Genomic DNA, 13,600 nt, shown 5'->3' with positions numbered 1-13,600 from the left:
GACGTGATCGCGGACGAGGACGTTGTTGCCTATGAAGTGACCTCGTCGGCGTTCAACAAGATAACAAAGGCTAAGCCGCACATCGCGCAGGCCGTCCTGAGAAGCATCGCCCGCCAGCTCTCCGAGCGCTTGCGCAACGCGGCGGAAGACCTTCGGATGAGCTCCATATGACCCTGATGCGTCGTGCGGCGACCAGATACGTGGAGAATCGCGCAAACAATATTGATCTTGTCGGCTGCGCAATCCACCGCTGATTATGATTTGAATTAGTTGCCGTTTGTAGCGAATACTTGCTGGAAGCCAAGCAACGCTGAGAAGATGTTTGACCAACCAGCGTAGGCGAAATGCGAATGAATGCGATAATTTGTTGCGCAGCTGCAACAGCTGCTGAAGACTCGGAGGTTTCCTGACAGTTCTGTCGCTTTTTTTCGTGCAGGCGTGCTAGATCCGCTGCACTAGTCGGGTTGGGGTGGGTTCTCGGCATGCATTCCTCGTTTTCAATGATCCTCGGCTTCGCCGCGGCGCTGCTTTGTACCGGCATATTGCCGGCCGGCGCACAAGGTCTCTATCCGGCCTATGACGATGCGTTTTCGGCCCGCATTGCCAATCCGACCGACAACGGAGCGCTAGCTCAATTCGTCACAGTTGCCGTCAACGCAGGGCAGTACGATCAGGCGATCTCGTCGATCGAGCAGTATCTCATCAAACATCCTCGCGATGCGCGCGCCCGGCTCTCGGCCAGCCGGTTGTATTATCATGTCGGCTCCTATGAATTGGCCCGGCGGCAGGCGCAGTACGGTCTCGAGGTCGGGGACCTGTCCGCGGATGAGCAGCAGGAAGCCGTTCGCCTGCTCGCCCGCATCGAGCGCGCGTTACGTGGTGTCACTTGGGAAATCGCTCTGACTGGCGGCATGTTCAGCGCATCCACCGATTTTGAGCCGGGCGGGGCCGAAGACGACCGCACCTTGGTCTCGCCCTATGGGCGGGCGGAAGGCTTTATCCGATGGGATCTCGGGACGCCAAGTGCTGATGCACTTGTCCTCTCGGGCTCGCTGGCAGCGACAGAGCGCTTTTTCACCAAAGACCTGTCGGTTCCCGATGCCGAGGAGACTTTTATCCACGGGAACGCCGCCATTACCTTGGACAAGGGACTGCCCAACAGCGGGATCGATTCGCTACGGCTGCTACTTTCCGCGTTCGCCGTCACAGATCGCTTCGACAGCGACGTTCGCGAGACCGGCGTCGGTCTAAGTGGGCGCTTCCTCGTGCGCCCCACCGTCGAGACGACGCTTTTTGCAGGTGCCGGCTACATCGATCTAAGCAGCTCGAATGGCATCTTCGCCGATAGCAGGGTCTTCTATGAGGCAGGCGGCAGCTACCGCTTCCGCAATGGCCAGGCGCTCGGACTGCGCCTAGTCGGCTCGACAGACTTCGCCTCCGGAGCTGGCGAAATCGGCCGCAGCTACATGGGAGAGGTCCGCTACGGCGGCGTGGTGATGGAAGTACCGGACCTTTTCGCATGGTCTCACCAGGTCGCCGTCTCGGCCGGCCACAGCGACACTCCCGACTTGTCCGTCGGCATCGGCACGAACATCCAGAGCGACTTCTGGCGCATTGCCTCGGAAAGCGATTTTCAGCTCACTGAATGGCAGAAGGTCAGTGTCGATCTCGCCTATCGCGAAACCGACTTCGAGATCGCCAGCGGCGACCGAGATTCATTCGAATTGCTCGTGAGCTACACGTTGACACTCAACTGAAAGAGGCCGCGATGAGGACCCTGTATCGTCAGATAGCCACTTGTATCGCCTGCCTTGCCTTTGCGGCACCATCTGGCGCTGAAACGGTTGGGTCCATGACGGCCTACCAGACCAACATCATCCGCAATCACGGCGAGGCGATGAACGTCGGCGCTGGCGTCGAACTCGGCGACCAGCTGCGCAGCAATATCACCGGTCTCGGAATGCTCGTGTTCCGGGACGAGTCGAGCGCCAAGATTGGTCCGAACACCAGCCTGACGATCGATGAATTCGTCTACAATCCGGGGTCCCGATCAGGAAAGATCGACATCAGGATGAACAGCGGCCTGGCCCGTTTCTACGGCGGCCAGGTTTCGAAAGGCGGCGACATGCAAGTTGCGACGCCACACATGGTGCTCGGAGCCAGAGGTGGCATCATTGAGGTGCTTGTGATTGCTGGTCAGACCGTCGGCATACTGCGCGCCGGCCGCATGACCTGCATGATGAATGGTCGCAAGCTCGTGATCACAAACCCGGGCCACGCCTGCACGTCGGACAATGACAAACTGCTGACCGGCTACGGCGGTATCGACGCGTTCCCGATTTTGGACAGCATCGATCGAATAGCCGGCATCGGCCTGCCAGGCGAACCGGGTCCGGGGCTGAACGTAAGCGCGATTTGTGCGTCAGCACTCGGCAATTCGCTCAAAGCCTGCAAGTCCACCGACGGCGCATTGCCCGGCGTGGCCATGGAGTTCCCTGACAGCCCAACGCCCCCTGCAGGCAGCGGGGTGGATGATGAGGATGATGACTGCTTTCCCGACTGCCGGTAAGGCTGGCCGAGCGGCATGAGCCCCTCGCTTGATTGGCGGCGGGCTGCCAGGCGGAAAATACCTGGTCTTGCGGTCGTACTCTTGCTGCTCGCTTGCCATTTTGCTTTCGACGGGCCGCTGTCGCGCCTGCGCGAGCGCACGTACGACCTCTACCAGTCCCTCGCCCCGCGCCAGGCGACGAGCAATCCTGTTGTCATTGTCTCGATAGACGACTCGAGCCTTAAGGCATATGGGCGATGGCCTTGGAACCGTGGCCTTTTGGCCGATCTGGTCGATGGTGTCGCCGAGTCCGGTGCCGCGGTGATCGGGCTTGCGCTGGTGCTGCCCGAGGCAGATATCTCTCCTGATGGCATCGCTGGAGACAAGCGCCTCGCCAGCGCACTGGCGAAAAATCGAACGGCGCTCGCCGTCAGCCTGGGCAACGAGGTGACGGTTTCAGAAGCAGAGCCCAAAGCCGGCTGGTCGATCGTCGGGCAGGTACCCGAGACGCTTCCTGGCTTCACCGGTCTGACAGGCTCCCTTCCTGATTTCTCGAGCGCCGCTGCAGGCCTCGGCGTAATTCGCACTTTGCCCGATCCCGACGGCGTACTACGCCATGTGCCGCTGCTCTGGCTCCGAAATACGGCTCAAGGCGTGCAGCTCTGGCCGTCGTTCGCGCTCGAACTCCTGCGCCTCTACGCCGGAGAGAACGGCTACGTAGCTCGGATGAATGTCGCCGGGTTTGACGCGCTCAGGATGGCCGGGACCATTGTGCCACTTGAGCCGCAGGGCAGCATCCGCCTCTGGGAAACCGACGCCAATACGCCGCGCATATCTGCCAGTAATATCCTTTCGGGTCGCGGCGATCCGCTGCTGCGGAACGCGATCGCCATTGTTGATCTGTCAGCCGTGGGATTGACGCAGTATCTGTCCACCCCGGCGCGTCCGGCGCGACCAGGCGTGGACATCCACGCTGATGCAATCGGCCAGATGCTTGCCGCGAGCTATCTTGTAGAGCCAACGCAAGCGCGGACGCTGGAGCGGCTGTGGTTGGTCCTCAGTGGCATCGTTTTCATCGGGCTTTCTGGAGTGCTCGCCGAGCGGGTCGTGATTGGCGCATTCGCTCTGGCGCTCCTGGCTGCCACGCCCTTCGTGTTTGGCGCTCTCGAATACAGCCTGCAGGGTGCGCTCTATGACCCACTGCAGCCGGCGCTTGCGACGATCCTCGTAGCTGGCTTCGAAGGCTATGCCCTTTACAGGCGCAGCGAGCAGCGCCGATCCACCCTGGCGCGGCAGTTTTCCCAATATCTGTCGCCCTCTGTGGTGCAGCGCCTGGCAAATTCGGATACCGAAGCGATCCTGTCTGGAGAGAAGCGCGAGATCACAATCCTGCTGAGTGACATACGCGGCTTCACGGCGATGAGCGAACAACTCGATGCCCAAGAAATCGGAAAGGTGGTCAACCACTTCCTCGGCCTTGCGACCGATGAGATACTCAAGCGCGACGGGACCATCGATAAGTTCATGGGCGATGCCGTGCTAGCCTTCTGGAACGCGCCGCTTGACCAGCCAGATCATCGCGAGCGCGCGCTTGAAGCGGGGCTCGCCCTGATCGAACGGGTCAAGCGCGAAAACGCCGCGCTTACCGCGCGCGGGCATCCCCCTATCGAAATCGGCGTCGCCATCGAGACTGGCATCTGCTCTGTAGGGAATTTCGGCTCCGAACGGCGCTTCGATTACACCGCGATCGGCTCGCCGGTGAACCGCACGGCACGGCTCGAGTCAACGACCAAAAAGCTGAGCATCCCCCTGGTGCTTGGTCCCGGATTTGCCCAAGGAGCATCGATGCCGGTTGTCCAGGCGGGTGCCTTCGAACTCCAAGGCTTCAAGGGTGAGGTGCCGGTTTTCACCGTTCCGGAGATACACCCCTCGTCGCAATCTGCCGAGGCAGTGTGATGCTTGGCACCAGTTCAACTCGCTATGTCATTGGCAGCCGGCGAGCGGAAGCCAAGGGCGACGGAAATACGATGGGCGGCCCGGGCCACCATGTCGCCCAGTTCGCTTATACGCTCTTCCGGCACCCGGTTTTCCGGGGCAGCGATGTTCAGCGCCGCGATTATCTTACCCGGCGCCACGAACACCGGTGCGGTGATCGAAATCAGATCGTCGTTGATCTCGCCGCGACTGACGAAAAACTTCGCCTTGCGGATTTGCTCGAGCCCGCCCCTAAGAAGCCGAGGATCGGTCACCGTTTTCTTGGTGAAGCGCTTCAACGAGCCGGAAAGAATGGCCTCGCGCTCCTCATCACCCATATGGGCCAGGAACGCCTTGCTCGAACCGGCATGTAGCGGACGCCGCCGGCCGACAATCGCATTGACGCGAAGGTCCCGCTTCGGCTCCCATTTGGCGACGCAAAGACTTTCCTGGTCATCGCGGATCCGCAACTGGGTGGTTTCGCCGATCTTCTGACCGAGTTCTTCCAGAACGGGGTTTGCTATGCGGATCAGGTCCATCTGTTCGCTGGCGGCGTGGCCCAGCATCAATGCAGCGAGGCCGAGGCGATAGCCTTTTCCATCCGATGATCGCGCCAGCAAGCCGCGCCGCACCAGCGTCTGCAAAAGCCGGAAAGCGCGCGCCTTGCTGTCGCCGGAACGCCGCGCGATTTCGGAAACGCCAAGATCTGCTTCGCCGGCCACAGTCTGCAACAAACTGATCGCGCGATCGACGGAATCGACCGTGTACCGGGTATCTGCTTGATCGGTCATTTCTCACTTCCTCGCCAAAGCGTCTCGTGCAGGAGGTTAAACGAGAAAATTTGTATCGTCTAGTGAAACGATGGTTTATCTGTGTTGACAAATAGTGAAGCTTTCGTTTCACTCGCTGTCAGGAAGGAGGCCGGCACCATCAGCGGATCCCAAGCTGGGCTCGATCATGGCAAGCGGCAGCGGAAAAGAACTCCTCCGATGGAACTATCCAGAGTGGACACGGAGAAAACCAATGATGAACCGGACAATATCGCGCCGTGCACTGATGCAACGGGCGCTCGGCGGTGCCGCCGTCTTGCAAGGCATTAGCTTGACGGGGCTGGCCCAGGCAGCGGCAACCGGCCAATTGCGGATCGGCATGGCTGCTCCGCCGACGACGCTAGACCCGCATCTGAAGAGCAATGCGCCGAACAACGCGCTTGCCACCCATATCTACGACACGCTTGTCACCAACGACGAAAAGTCGATCTCCAGACCGGGGCTGGCGACGGCCTGGCGCGCGGTCGACGACACCCATTGGGAGTTCGACCTGCGCCCAGACGTGCGCTTCAGCGACGGTGAGCCGCTCACCGTAGACGACATCGTCGTCTCATTCGACCGGGCCAACACCATCGACAGCACGGCGTCGTTCCGGACCTACACGCGCAACATCAAGTCGATCACCTCGCCCCAAACCGGCAAGCTTCTCATCGAAACCAAGCAGCCGGAGCCGCTTCTGCCCAATTCGCTCAGTCGCATTCGCATCATCCGCGCCAAGTTCAAGGATACCCCGAGCGATCAGTTCAACAACGGCACCGCGGCGATCGGAACTGGCCCCTATGTGCTGAAGGAATATGTTTCCGGCAACGGTGTCGCGCTTTCCGCCAATCCCAACTACTGGGGACCGAGGCCTGCTTTGCCGGACGTCGAGCTCCGCATCGTCACCGATGCCGGCGCGCGGCTTGCCAACCTGCTCGCCGGCGATCTCGATCTCGTCGAACAGGTGCCCTACGAGGGTGTTGCCCGCGTCGAACAAGACGAGCGCTTTCACATCATCCGCGGCGTATCGAGCCGGGTGGTCTTCTTCTCGCTGGACACGTTCAGGGACGTGACGCCCTTCATCAGCGGCAAGGATGGCAAGCCGCTCGACCGCAACCCGCTGAAGGATCTGCGTGTGCGGCAGGCGCTGTCCATGGCGATCGACCGCAGCGCCATTGTCGAGCGCTTGATGCAGGGCAATGCCATTGTCGCTTCACAGTTTCTGCCCGCCGGCGCCCCGGGCACCTCGGCTGCTATCAAACCCGTTCCATTCGACGCTGCAAAAGCCACCGCCCTGCTTGCCGAGGCCGGCTACCCCGATGGCTTCCGCCTGACGATCCACGGGCCCAATGATCGTATCGTCAACGATTCGAAGATCGTGCAGGCCGTGGCGCAGATGTTCTCTCGCATCGGCCTGGAAGTTAGCGTCGAGGTCATGCCCTGGTCGGTTTATGCCGACAAGGCGGATGCCCATGAGTTCAGCGTCAATCTGGACTCCTGGGGCGTCAACACAGGCGAAACCTCGAACCCGATGACAGCTCTGGTCGCGACGCAGAATCCGGACGCCGGTATGGGCATCGCCAATTCGGGCCGCTACTCCAATCCCGATCTCGATGCCAAACTGGCTGTGGCGAAGCGGACGCTGGATGACACCAAACGCGAAATGATGCTCTCGGAGCTCAGCGACATCGTCTTCAACGACGTCGCCCTGATTCCGCTGCACCATGAGGTTCTCGTCGTGGCTGCCCGAAAAGACCTTCAGTTCACGACGCGGGCCGACCAGTATACGCTGGCCATGAACGCCAAGATTGTCTGAGGAGATGTAGACTTGACGAGCATCGCCACGGGATCTGTTGCGGATCGCGGTCGCGCTACGTACGATCTTGGCGCGACCGCCATCTTTGCTTCCAAATCGGACCCACGCTTCCACTATTGCCTGTATGTACCGCCCGCGGTTGGGGAAGGCGCCCAAGTCGACCTGCTGGTGGCCGTCCATGGTACCGGCCGCACCTCGTTCCTGGGTTTCCGTGATGCGTTCGCCGAGTTCGGACGCTGGAACGACTGCGCCATTTTGTGCCCGGTGTTTCCAATGGGCGTTCTCGGCGACGATGCCCGCAGCGGATACAAATACATGATCGAGGGCGACATCCGCTACGATCAGGTGCTGCTCGCGATAGTCCAGGAAGTCGTCGCGAAATACCGTCAGGACTGGACCCGCTTCGCTATGTTCGGATTTTCAGGCGGCGGGCATTTCACCCATCGCTTCGCCATCCTTCATCCCGACAGGCTATGGGCGGCGTCGATCGGCGCACCGGGATCGGTGACCCTGCTCGATCCCACGCGGGACTGGTGGGTGGGCATTCGCGATCTGCCGGAGAAGTTCGGCATCACCTTCGACACCGCAGCGCTGGCAAAAGTGCCTGTCCAGATGATCGTCGGCGATGCCGACCTGGAGACCTGGGAAATCACGCATGTCCAAGGCAGCGCGCATTGGATGCCGGGCGCCAACGATGCAGGACAAACGAGGCCGGAACGCCTCAGCACGTTGTGTCGATCGTTCGAGGAAGCGGGTGTGCGCGTACGCTTTGATTTGCTGCCCGGGGTAGCCCACGAACGCGACGCGGTTCTCGATCCGGTCAAGGATTTCCTGGCCCAGGCGCTCAAGGAACGACGGAACGCATCAAGATGAATGCAATGATCGTTGCGCCGCAGCCGGAGGCGGTCGAGGCGGGCGCTCTGGTGCTCAAACGCGGCGGCAACGCCGTCGATGCGGCGATCGCCTGCGCTTTCATGCAAGGCGTCGTCGACCCTCAAATGGCCGGCATCGGGGGCTTTGGCTCGATGCAGGTCTATATGCCGCGACGCGGCGTGCACGAGGTGCTAGAATTCTACGCCAGGGCGCCGCTCAAAGCGTCGCCTGAAATGTGGAGCGACCTTCTGGTCGGCCAGTCGCGCGACGGCTTCGCCTTTCTGCTGGAAGGCGGCATCAGCGAGATCGGCTATCTCGCCGTCTGCACGCCGGGCAGTGTCAAGGGCTATGCCGAGGCGCTGGCGAGATACGGCACTTTTGAATGGGCCGACGTCGTCGCACCCGCCGCCAAGCAGGCGAGGCGCGGCTTTATGGTCCGCCCGCATGTCCATTGGTACTGGGCCCAGGACGGCGTAGATACCGGCGAAGTGCGGACCCTTGACAAGCTGCGCTTCAGCAACACGGGGCGCGCCATCTATTTTCGCCCGGACGGCGCGGTCAAGCTGCCAGGCGACGTCGTCGTCAACACCGACCTCGCCCAAACGCTCGAGCGCATCGCGGCCGCCGGTCCGGACATTTTCTACAAGGGCGAGATCGCCGAAGAAATCGCCGCCGACATGGCCGCCAACGGCGGCCTTATCGAGAAGGATGATCTGGCGCGCTATGAGCTATCCACCGCGCAACCGCTCTGGGGCGAGTATCGTGGCTACGATATCGCGACCAGCCCGCCGCCCGCCAGCGGCATATCCATGCTGCAATTGCTCCACATCCTCGAGCATTTTGATGTCGGAGCCATGGAGCATGACGGTGCCGAGCACATCGTCCTGCTGGCGGAGGCGATGAAGCGCATGACCATCGACAAGGACCGCCATCTCGGCGATCCTGCCTATGTCGACGTGCCGGTCGCGCGGCTGCTGTCCCGCGACTATTGCAGCGGGCTCGCCGCCGAGATCAAGGCCGGGCTGCGCGCCAGGATCGAGCGCGTCGATGACCGGTCGCCGCGCGACACGACCCATATTTCGGTGGTCGACCGTGAGGGCAATGCCGTCGCCTTGACCCACACGCTGGGCAGTCCCTCGGGGGCGATCACCGATGGCCTGGGATTCATGTACAACGGAACGATGAGCCGCTTCGACCCAAGGCCGGGCCGGGCCGGATCGCTGGCTCCCGGCAAGCGGCGGGCCAGCTCTGCGGCTCCCACAATCGTATTCAAGGACGACCGGCCGGTGATCGTCATGGGAGCGCCCGGCGGCAGCTATATCGCGCCGTCCATGGCGCAGGGGCTGATGAATCTCATTGATTTCGATATGAGCATGTCGGAAGCGGTGGCCGCCCCGAGGATCGTGGCGGTGTCGAACACAATCGACGTCTCCAATCGCATTCCGCGCTATGTCACTGAAGAAATCGAGGGCCGGGGCTACGAGGTGAAGCGCTCCTGGCAAAGTTACGCTTTTGCCGCCCTCCACGGCATCCAGATCGAAGACGGAATTTGCCGCGGCGGCGCCGATCCGCAGCGCGACGGCATGGCGATGGCGGTGCCGGCGTGATGTGCCGCGCACAGACGACCGGCGACCCTTTCCGGCAATCAGGCTGCGGAGCGATGCCATGACCGCAGCCGTCGCGCGCCGGCTGCTCCAGGCTGTGATGGTCATGTTCGCCATGACGGTTATCGTCTTCATCGCGATCAACGTCATCGGCGACCCCGTCGACATTTTGATCTCGCCCGACGCCGATCAGATCGAGCGCGCGCGCGTCGTCCAGGCACTCGGGCTCGACCTGCCGCTTTGGCAGCAGTACCTCCGCTTCCTCTGGGCAGCGCTGCATGGGGACCTTGGCGAGAGTTACGTCTACAACGAGCCGGCGATCAGGGTGATCCTGCAGCGACTGCCGGCAACACTCGAACTGGCCGTCTCTGCCATCCTCATTGCCATCGTCGTCGGCGTGCCGCTCGGGCTTTATGCCGGACTGCGGCCGGATGGCATCTTGAGCCGCGTCATCATGACCGTCAGCATCCTCGGCTTCTCGTTGCCGACCTTCTGGGTCGGGCTGGTGCTGATCATGTTTTTCGGCGTGCAGCTCGGCTGGTTGCCGAGCGGCGGGCGCGGCCAGACCGCCGAACTGTTCGGTGTCCAATGGGCGTTCCTGACCAAAGACGGCCTTGCCCACCTGATCCTGCCGGCGGTGAACCTCGCCTTGTTTGACGCCTGCCTCATTCTGCGCCTGACGCGCGCCGGCGTCGCCGAAGTCCTGCCGCTCGATTTCGTCAAGTTCGCGCGGGCCAAGGGCCTCAGGGAAACGCGCGTGATCGGCGTCCACGTCTCGAAGAACATCATGATCCCGGTGGTGACCATCATCGGCCTGGAATTCGGCTCTATCGTCGCCTTCTCGGTCGTCACCGAAAGCGTGTTCAGCTGGCCTGGCATGGGCAAGTTGATCATCGACAGCATCAACGTGCTCGACCGTCCGATCATCACCGCATACCTGATGGCGATCGTCGCCTTCTTCGTCATCATCAATCTCGTCGTCGACCTGACCTATACGGCACTCGACCCGCGGGTGCGGCTCCAGGGCGAGGGACCGTGACATGAGCGTCGACACCTTGCCGCCACCGATGCCTACCGAGGCCGAGAAGGGTGAAGAGGCGCCGTTTCGAGTGCTCGTGCGGGCGTTCTTCCGCTCGCCTGCCGCCATTGCCGGTTTCGTGCTGCTGACCGCGATCATCGGGCTGGCGCTGCTCGCGCCGCTTATAGCGCCGCAAAATCCCTACGACCTCAACCAGCTCGACATCATGGACAGCCGCCTGCCGCCCGGCTCGCAATCGATGACGGGCATGATTTTCTGGCTCGGCACCGACGACCAGGGTCGTGACATGCTTTCCGGCATCATCTACGGCCTGCGCATATCGCTCGGCGTCGGCGTCAGCTCGGCGCTTTTCGCCGCGCTGTTCGGCGCCTCTTTAGGCCTGCTCGCCGCCTATGTCGGCGGTCGGACCGAGACGGCGATCATGCGCATCGTCGATCTGCAACTCTCCTTCCCCTCCATTCTCGTCGCACTGATGATCCTCGCCTTTCTCGGCAAGGGAATCCTCAACGTCGTACTCGCTCTGGTGATCGTCGAATGGGCGACTTATGCACGTGCCGCGCGCGGCACGGCGCTGGTGGAGCGGCGCAAGGAATACATGGAGGCGGCAGAGTCGCTCGCCATTCCGCGATGGCGCATCCTGTTCGTCCATCTTCTGCCCAACTGCCTGCCGCCGCTGATCGTGATCGCGACGGTGCAGGTGGCGCGCGCCATCTCGCTGGAGGCGACCTTGTCCTTCCTTGGCCTCGGTGTGCCGATCACCGAGCCCAGTCTCGGCCTGCTGGTCGCCAACGGCTATCAGTACATGCTCTCCGGCATGACGTGGATCAGTTTCTATCCCGGCGTGGCGCTGCTGATTACCGTGGTTGCGATCAACCTCGTAGGTGATCGGCTCCGCGACGTGCTCAACCCGCGGGGGCGCGAATGAATGCGACCGTGCTCGAAGTCCGCGATCTCAGGACCCATTTCGGACAAGCAAAAGCCGTCGACGGTGTCTCGTTCAGCGTCGCGCGCGGCGAGGTTCTGGGTCTCGTCGGTGAAAGCGGGTCCGGCAAATCGGTCACCGGCTTTTCCATCATCGGCCTTGTCGATCCGCCAGGCACGATCGTCGGCGGCCAGATCGTCTTCGACGGCCGCGACATCACCCGCTCCAGCCGCGAGGAGATGCGAGCGCTGCGCGGGCGCCGCATGGCGATGATCTTCCAGGATCCGATGATGACGCTGAACCCGGTCCTGCGCATCGACACGCAGATGATCGAGGCGGTGCAGGCGCATGAAAACGTCTCGCGCATGGACGCCAGGGCGCGGGCGCGCGACGCGCTCGGCATGGTCGGGATCCCGAGTCCGGATGAGCGGCTGCAGGCCTATCCGCATCAGTTTTCCGGCGGCATGCGCCAGCGCGTCGTTATCGCTATTGCGCTGCTGCACCGGCCGGACTTCATCATCGCCGACGAGCCGACCACCGCGCTCGATGTGACGATCCAGGCACAGATTCTCGCCGAGATGCAAAAGCTCGTGGCGCAGAACAACACGTCGCTGATCTGGATCACGCATGATCTCGCCGTCGTCTCGCGGCTCGCCGACCGGATCGCCGTGATGTATGCGGGCCGCATCGTCGAATCCGGCCCGGTGTCGGACGTTCTCGCCCGTCCGTTGCACCCTTATACCGCCGGTCTGATCGACTCCGTTCCCAGCCGCAACCGGCGTGGCGAGCGGCTTCGGCAGATCCCGGGAATGGCGCCCAGTGTTGCGCGGCTGCCGGCCGGATGCGCTTTCGCCCCGCGCTGCGCGCGCGCCGACGCGGCGTGTGCCCAGGCGGTGCCTCTGCTCACTGCTGGCCCGCGCGAGCACCGCTGCGTTCATCCCTTGCCGGAGTTCCGCGTATGATCCCCTCCACTCCGGTTGCGGCAGACATTCAAAGCTCCTCAGCGGGTTCTAGCGGGATGGCGCCGCTGATCGAGCTGAACGAGATTTCTCACAGCTTCGGCACGCGGCCGGATCTCGCGGCCCGTTTGGCGATCTCGTTCAAACTCGCCAAACCGACGGCAAGCGTGCAGGCGATTGACGGTGTCAGCCTCGCCGTTCGCAGGGGCGAGGTTCTGGGCCTCGTTGGCGAGTCGGGATGCGGCAAGTCCACACTGGGCCGGATCGTCGCCGGCATCGTGGCGCCCAGCAAGGGATCGGTATCATGGCGCGGCAAGGACTTGAAGGCGCTTCCGCCGCTCGAACGGCGTGAGGCCAAGCTGCGCGTGCAGATGATATTCCAGAATCCCTACGCCTCGCTCAATCCGCGCCGCAAAGCGGCCGATATCGTCAGCGAGGCGCCGCGCGTACACGGGCTGGTTGAGGGCGATCTCGGTACCTTTGTCGATCAACAGTTCCGGCGTGCCGGTCTCGATCCGGCGCTAAAACACCGCTTTCCGCATCAGTTCAGCGGCGGCCAGCGCCAGCGGATCGGCATTGCGCGCGCGCTCGCCGTGCAGCCGGAATTTCTCGTCTGCGATGAGGCCGTTGCCGCTTTGGACGTCTCGATCCAGGCGCAAATCCTCAATCTCTTCATGGACCTGCGCGAGAGGCTGAACCTCACTTACTTGTTCATCAGCCACGATCTCGGAGTGGTCGAGCACATCTCCGATCGGGTGGCGATCATGTATCTCGGCCGCATTGTCGAAGAGGCTCCGGCCGAGGAGATCTTTGCACGGGCCAACCATCCCTACACGCAGGCGCTTCTCGCCGAGGTGCCGCGGATCGAAACCACCAAACGCGGCTTTGCCGCGATCAAGGGTGAATTGCCCAGCCCGCTCTCGCCGCCGAGCGGATGTCATTTCCACCCGCGCTGCCCGCACGCGATGCCTCGTTGCCGCACCGAAGCGCCCCGACTGAAGGTGGTTGCTGCCGGACACAAGAGCGCATGCCACCTCAATGACGCCGCCGCCTGAA

The 13,600-nt window shown here is 62.4% G+C and carries 12 protein-coding genes; 11 read left to right on the top strand and 1 reads right to left on the bottom strand.

The features are described 5' to 3' along the window. Nucleotides 1-3 precede the first annotated feature (3 nt). The 4 genes from AC0L2M_RS12025 to AC0L2M_RS12010 all read left to right on the top strand — a co-directional run bounded on the left by AC0L2M_RS12025 (nt 4) and on the right by AC0L2M_RS12010 (nt 4,504). Nucleotides 4-171 (top strand): hypothetical protein, encoded by a 168-nt coding sequence (locus AC0L2M_RS12025; protein ID WP_288141952.1) that lies wholly within the window; start codon nt 4-6, stop codon nt 169-171. 329 nt (nt 172-500) lie between these two features. Continuing rightward, nucleotides 501-1,757 (top strand): tetratricopeptide repeat protein, encoded by a 1,257-nt coding sequence (locus tag AC0L2M_RS12020; protein WP_473534951.1) that lies wholly within the window; start codon nt 501-503, stop codon nt 1,755-1,757. A gap of 95 nt (nt 1,758-1,852) precedes the next feature. Beyond that, on the top strand, nt 1,853-2,569 hold the full coding sequence (locus AC0L2M_RS12015) for a FecR domain-containing protein (RefSeq protein ID WP_473534950.1): 717 nt from the start codon (nt 1,853-1,855) through the stop codon (nt 2,567-2,569). Nucleotides 2,570-2,584: 15 nt separating this feature from the next. Then, the gene (locus AC0L2M_RS12010; RefSeq protein WP_473534949.1) at nt 2,585-4,504 is read left to right on the top strand and encodes a CHASE2 domain-containing protein; all 1,920 of its coding nucleotides are present in this window, start codon (nt 2,585-2,587) and stop codon (nt 4,502-4,504) included. Nucleotides 4,505-4,518: 14 nt separating this feature from the next. Here the strand turns inward: AC0L2M_RS12010 and AC0L2M_RS12005 are convergent, their stop codons facing one another. After that, nucleotides 4,519-5,313 (bottom strand): IclR family transcriptional regulator, encoded by a 795-nt coding sequence (locus tag AC0L2M_RS12005; protein WP_473534948.1) that lies wholly within the window; start codon nt 5,311-5,313, stop codon nt 4,519-4,521. A 232-nt stretch (nt 5,314-5,545) separates the two neighbouring features. On the opposite strand from AC0L2M_RS12005, the gene AC0L2M_RS12000 reads away from it, so the two are divergent. Genes AC0L2M_RS12000 through AC0L2M_RS11970 form a run of 7 tightly spaced genes read left to right on the top strand, consistent with a single transcriptional unit; the run spans nt 5,546 to nt 13,599 of the window. After that, nucleotides 5,546-7,147 (top strand): ABC transporter substrate-binding protein, encoded by a 1,602-nt coding sequence (locus AC0L2M_RS12000; protein ID WP_473534947.1) that lies wholly within the window; start codon nt 5,546-5,548, stop codon nt 7,145-7,147. A 12-nt stretch (nt 7,148-7,159) separates the two neighbouring features. Beyond that, the gene (locus tag AC0L2M_RS11995; RefSeq protein ID WP_473534946.1) at nt 7,160-8,020 is read left to right on the top strand and encodes an alpha/beta hydrolase family protein; all 861 of its coding nucleotides are present in this window, start codon (nt 7,160-7,162) and stop codon (nt 8,018-8,020) included. Next, nucleotides 8,017-9,627, top strand: a complete 1,611-nt coding sequence (gene ggt / locus AC0L2M_RS11990; protein WP_473534945.1) for a gamma-glutamyltransferase — start codon at nt 8,017-8,019, stop codon at nt 9,625-9,627. The genes AC0L2M_RS11995 and ggt overlap by 4 nt, the downstream gene beginning before the upstream one ends. Nucleotides 9,628-9,685: 58 nt before the next feature. Continuing rightward, nucleotides 9,686-10,663: an ABC transporter permease gene (locus AC0L2M_RS11985; protein ID WP_091597385.1), complete on the top strand. Its 978-nt coding sequence runs from the start codon at nt 9,686-9,688 to the stop codon at nt 10,661-10,663. 1 nt (nt 10,664) lies between these two features. Beyond that, nucleotides 10,665-11,588: an ABC transporter permease gene (locus tag AC0L2M_RS11980; RefSeq protein WP_413468470.1), complete on the top strand. Its 924-nt coding sequence runs from the start codon at nt 10,665-10,667 to the stop codon at nt 11,586-11,588. After that, nucleotides 11,585-12,547, top strand: a complete 963-nt coding sequence (locus tag AC0L2M_RS11975) for an ABC transporter ATP-binding protein (RefSeq protein WP_091597382.1) — start codon at nt 11,585-11,587, stop codon at nt 12,545-12,547. The genes AC0L2M_RS11980 and AC0L2M_RS11975 overlap by 4 nt, the downstream gene beginning before the upstream one ends. A 56-nt stretch (nt 12,548-12,603) precedes the next feature. Beyond that, on the top strand, nt 12,604-13,599 hold the full coding sequence (locus tag AC0L2M_RS11970; RefSeq protein ID WP_091597380.1) for an ABC transporter ATP-binding protein: 996 nt from the start codon (nt 12,604-12,606) through the stop codon (nt 13,597-13,599). Nucleotide 13,600 lies beyond the last annotated feature (1 nt).

The organism is Mesorhizobium sp. WSM4806, from assembly GCF_055811635.1.
The sequence above is the reverse complement of the archived record's forward strand: the minus strand, read 5'-3'. Positions and strand labels throughout refer to the sequence as shown.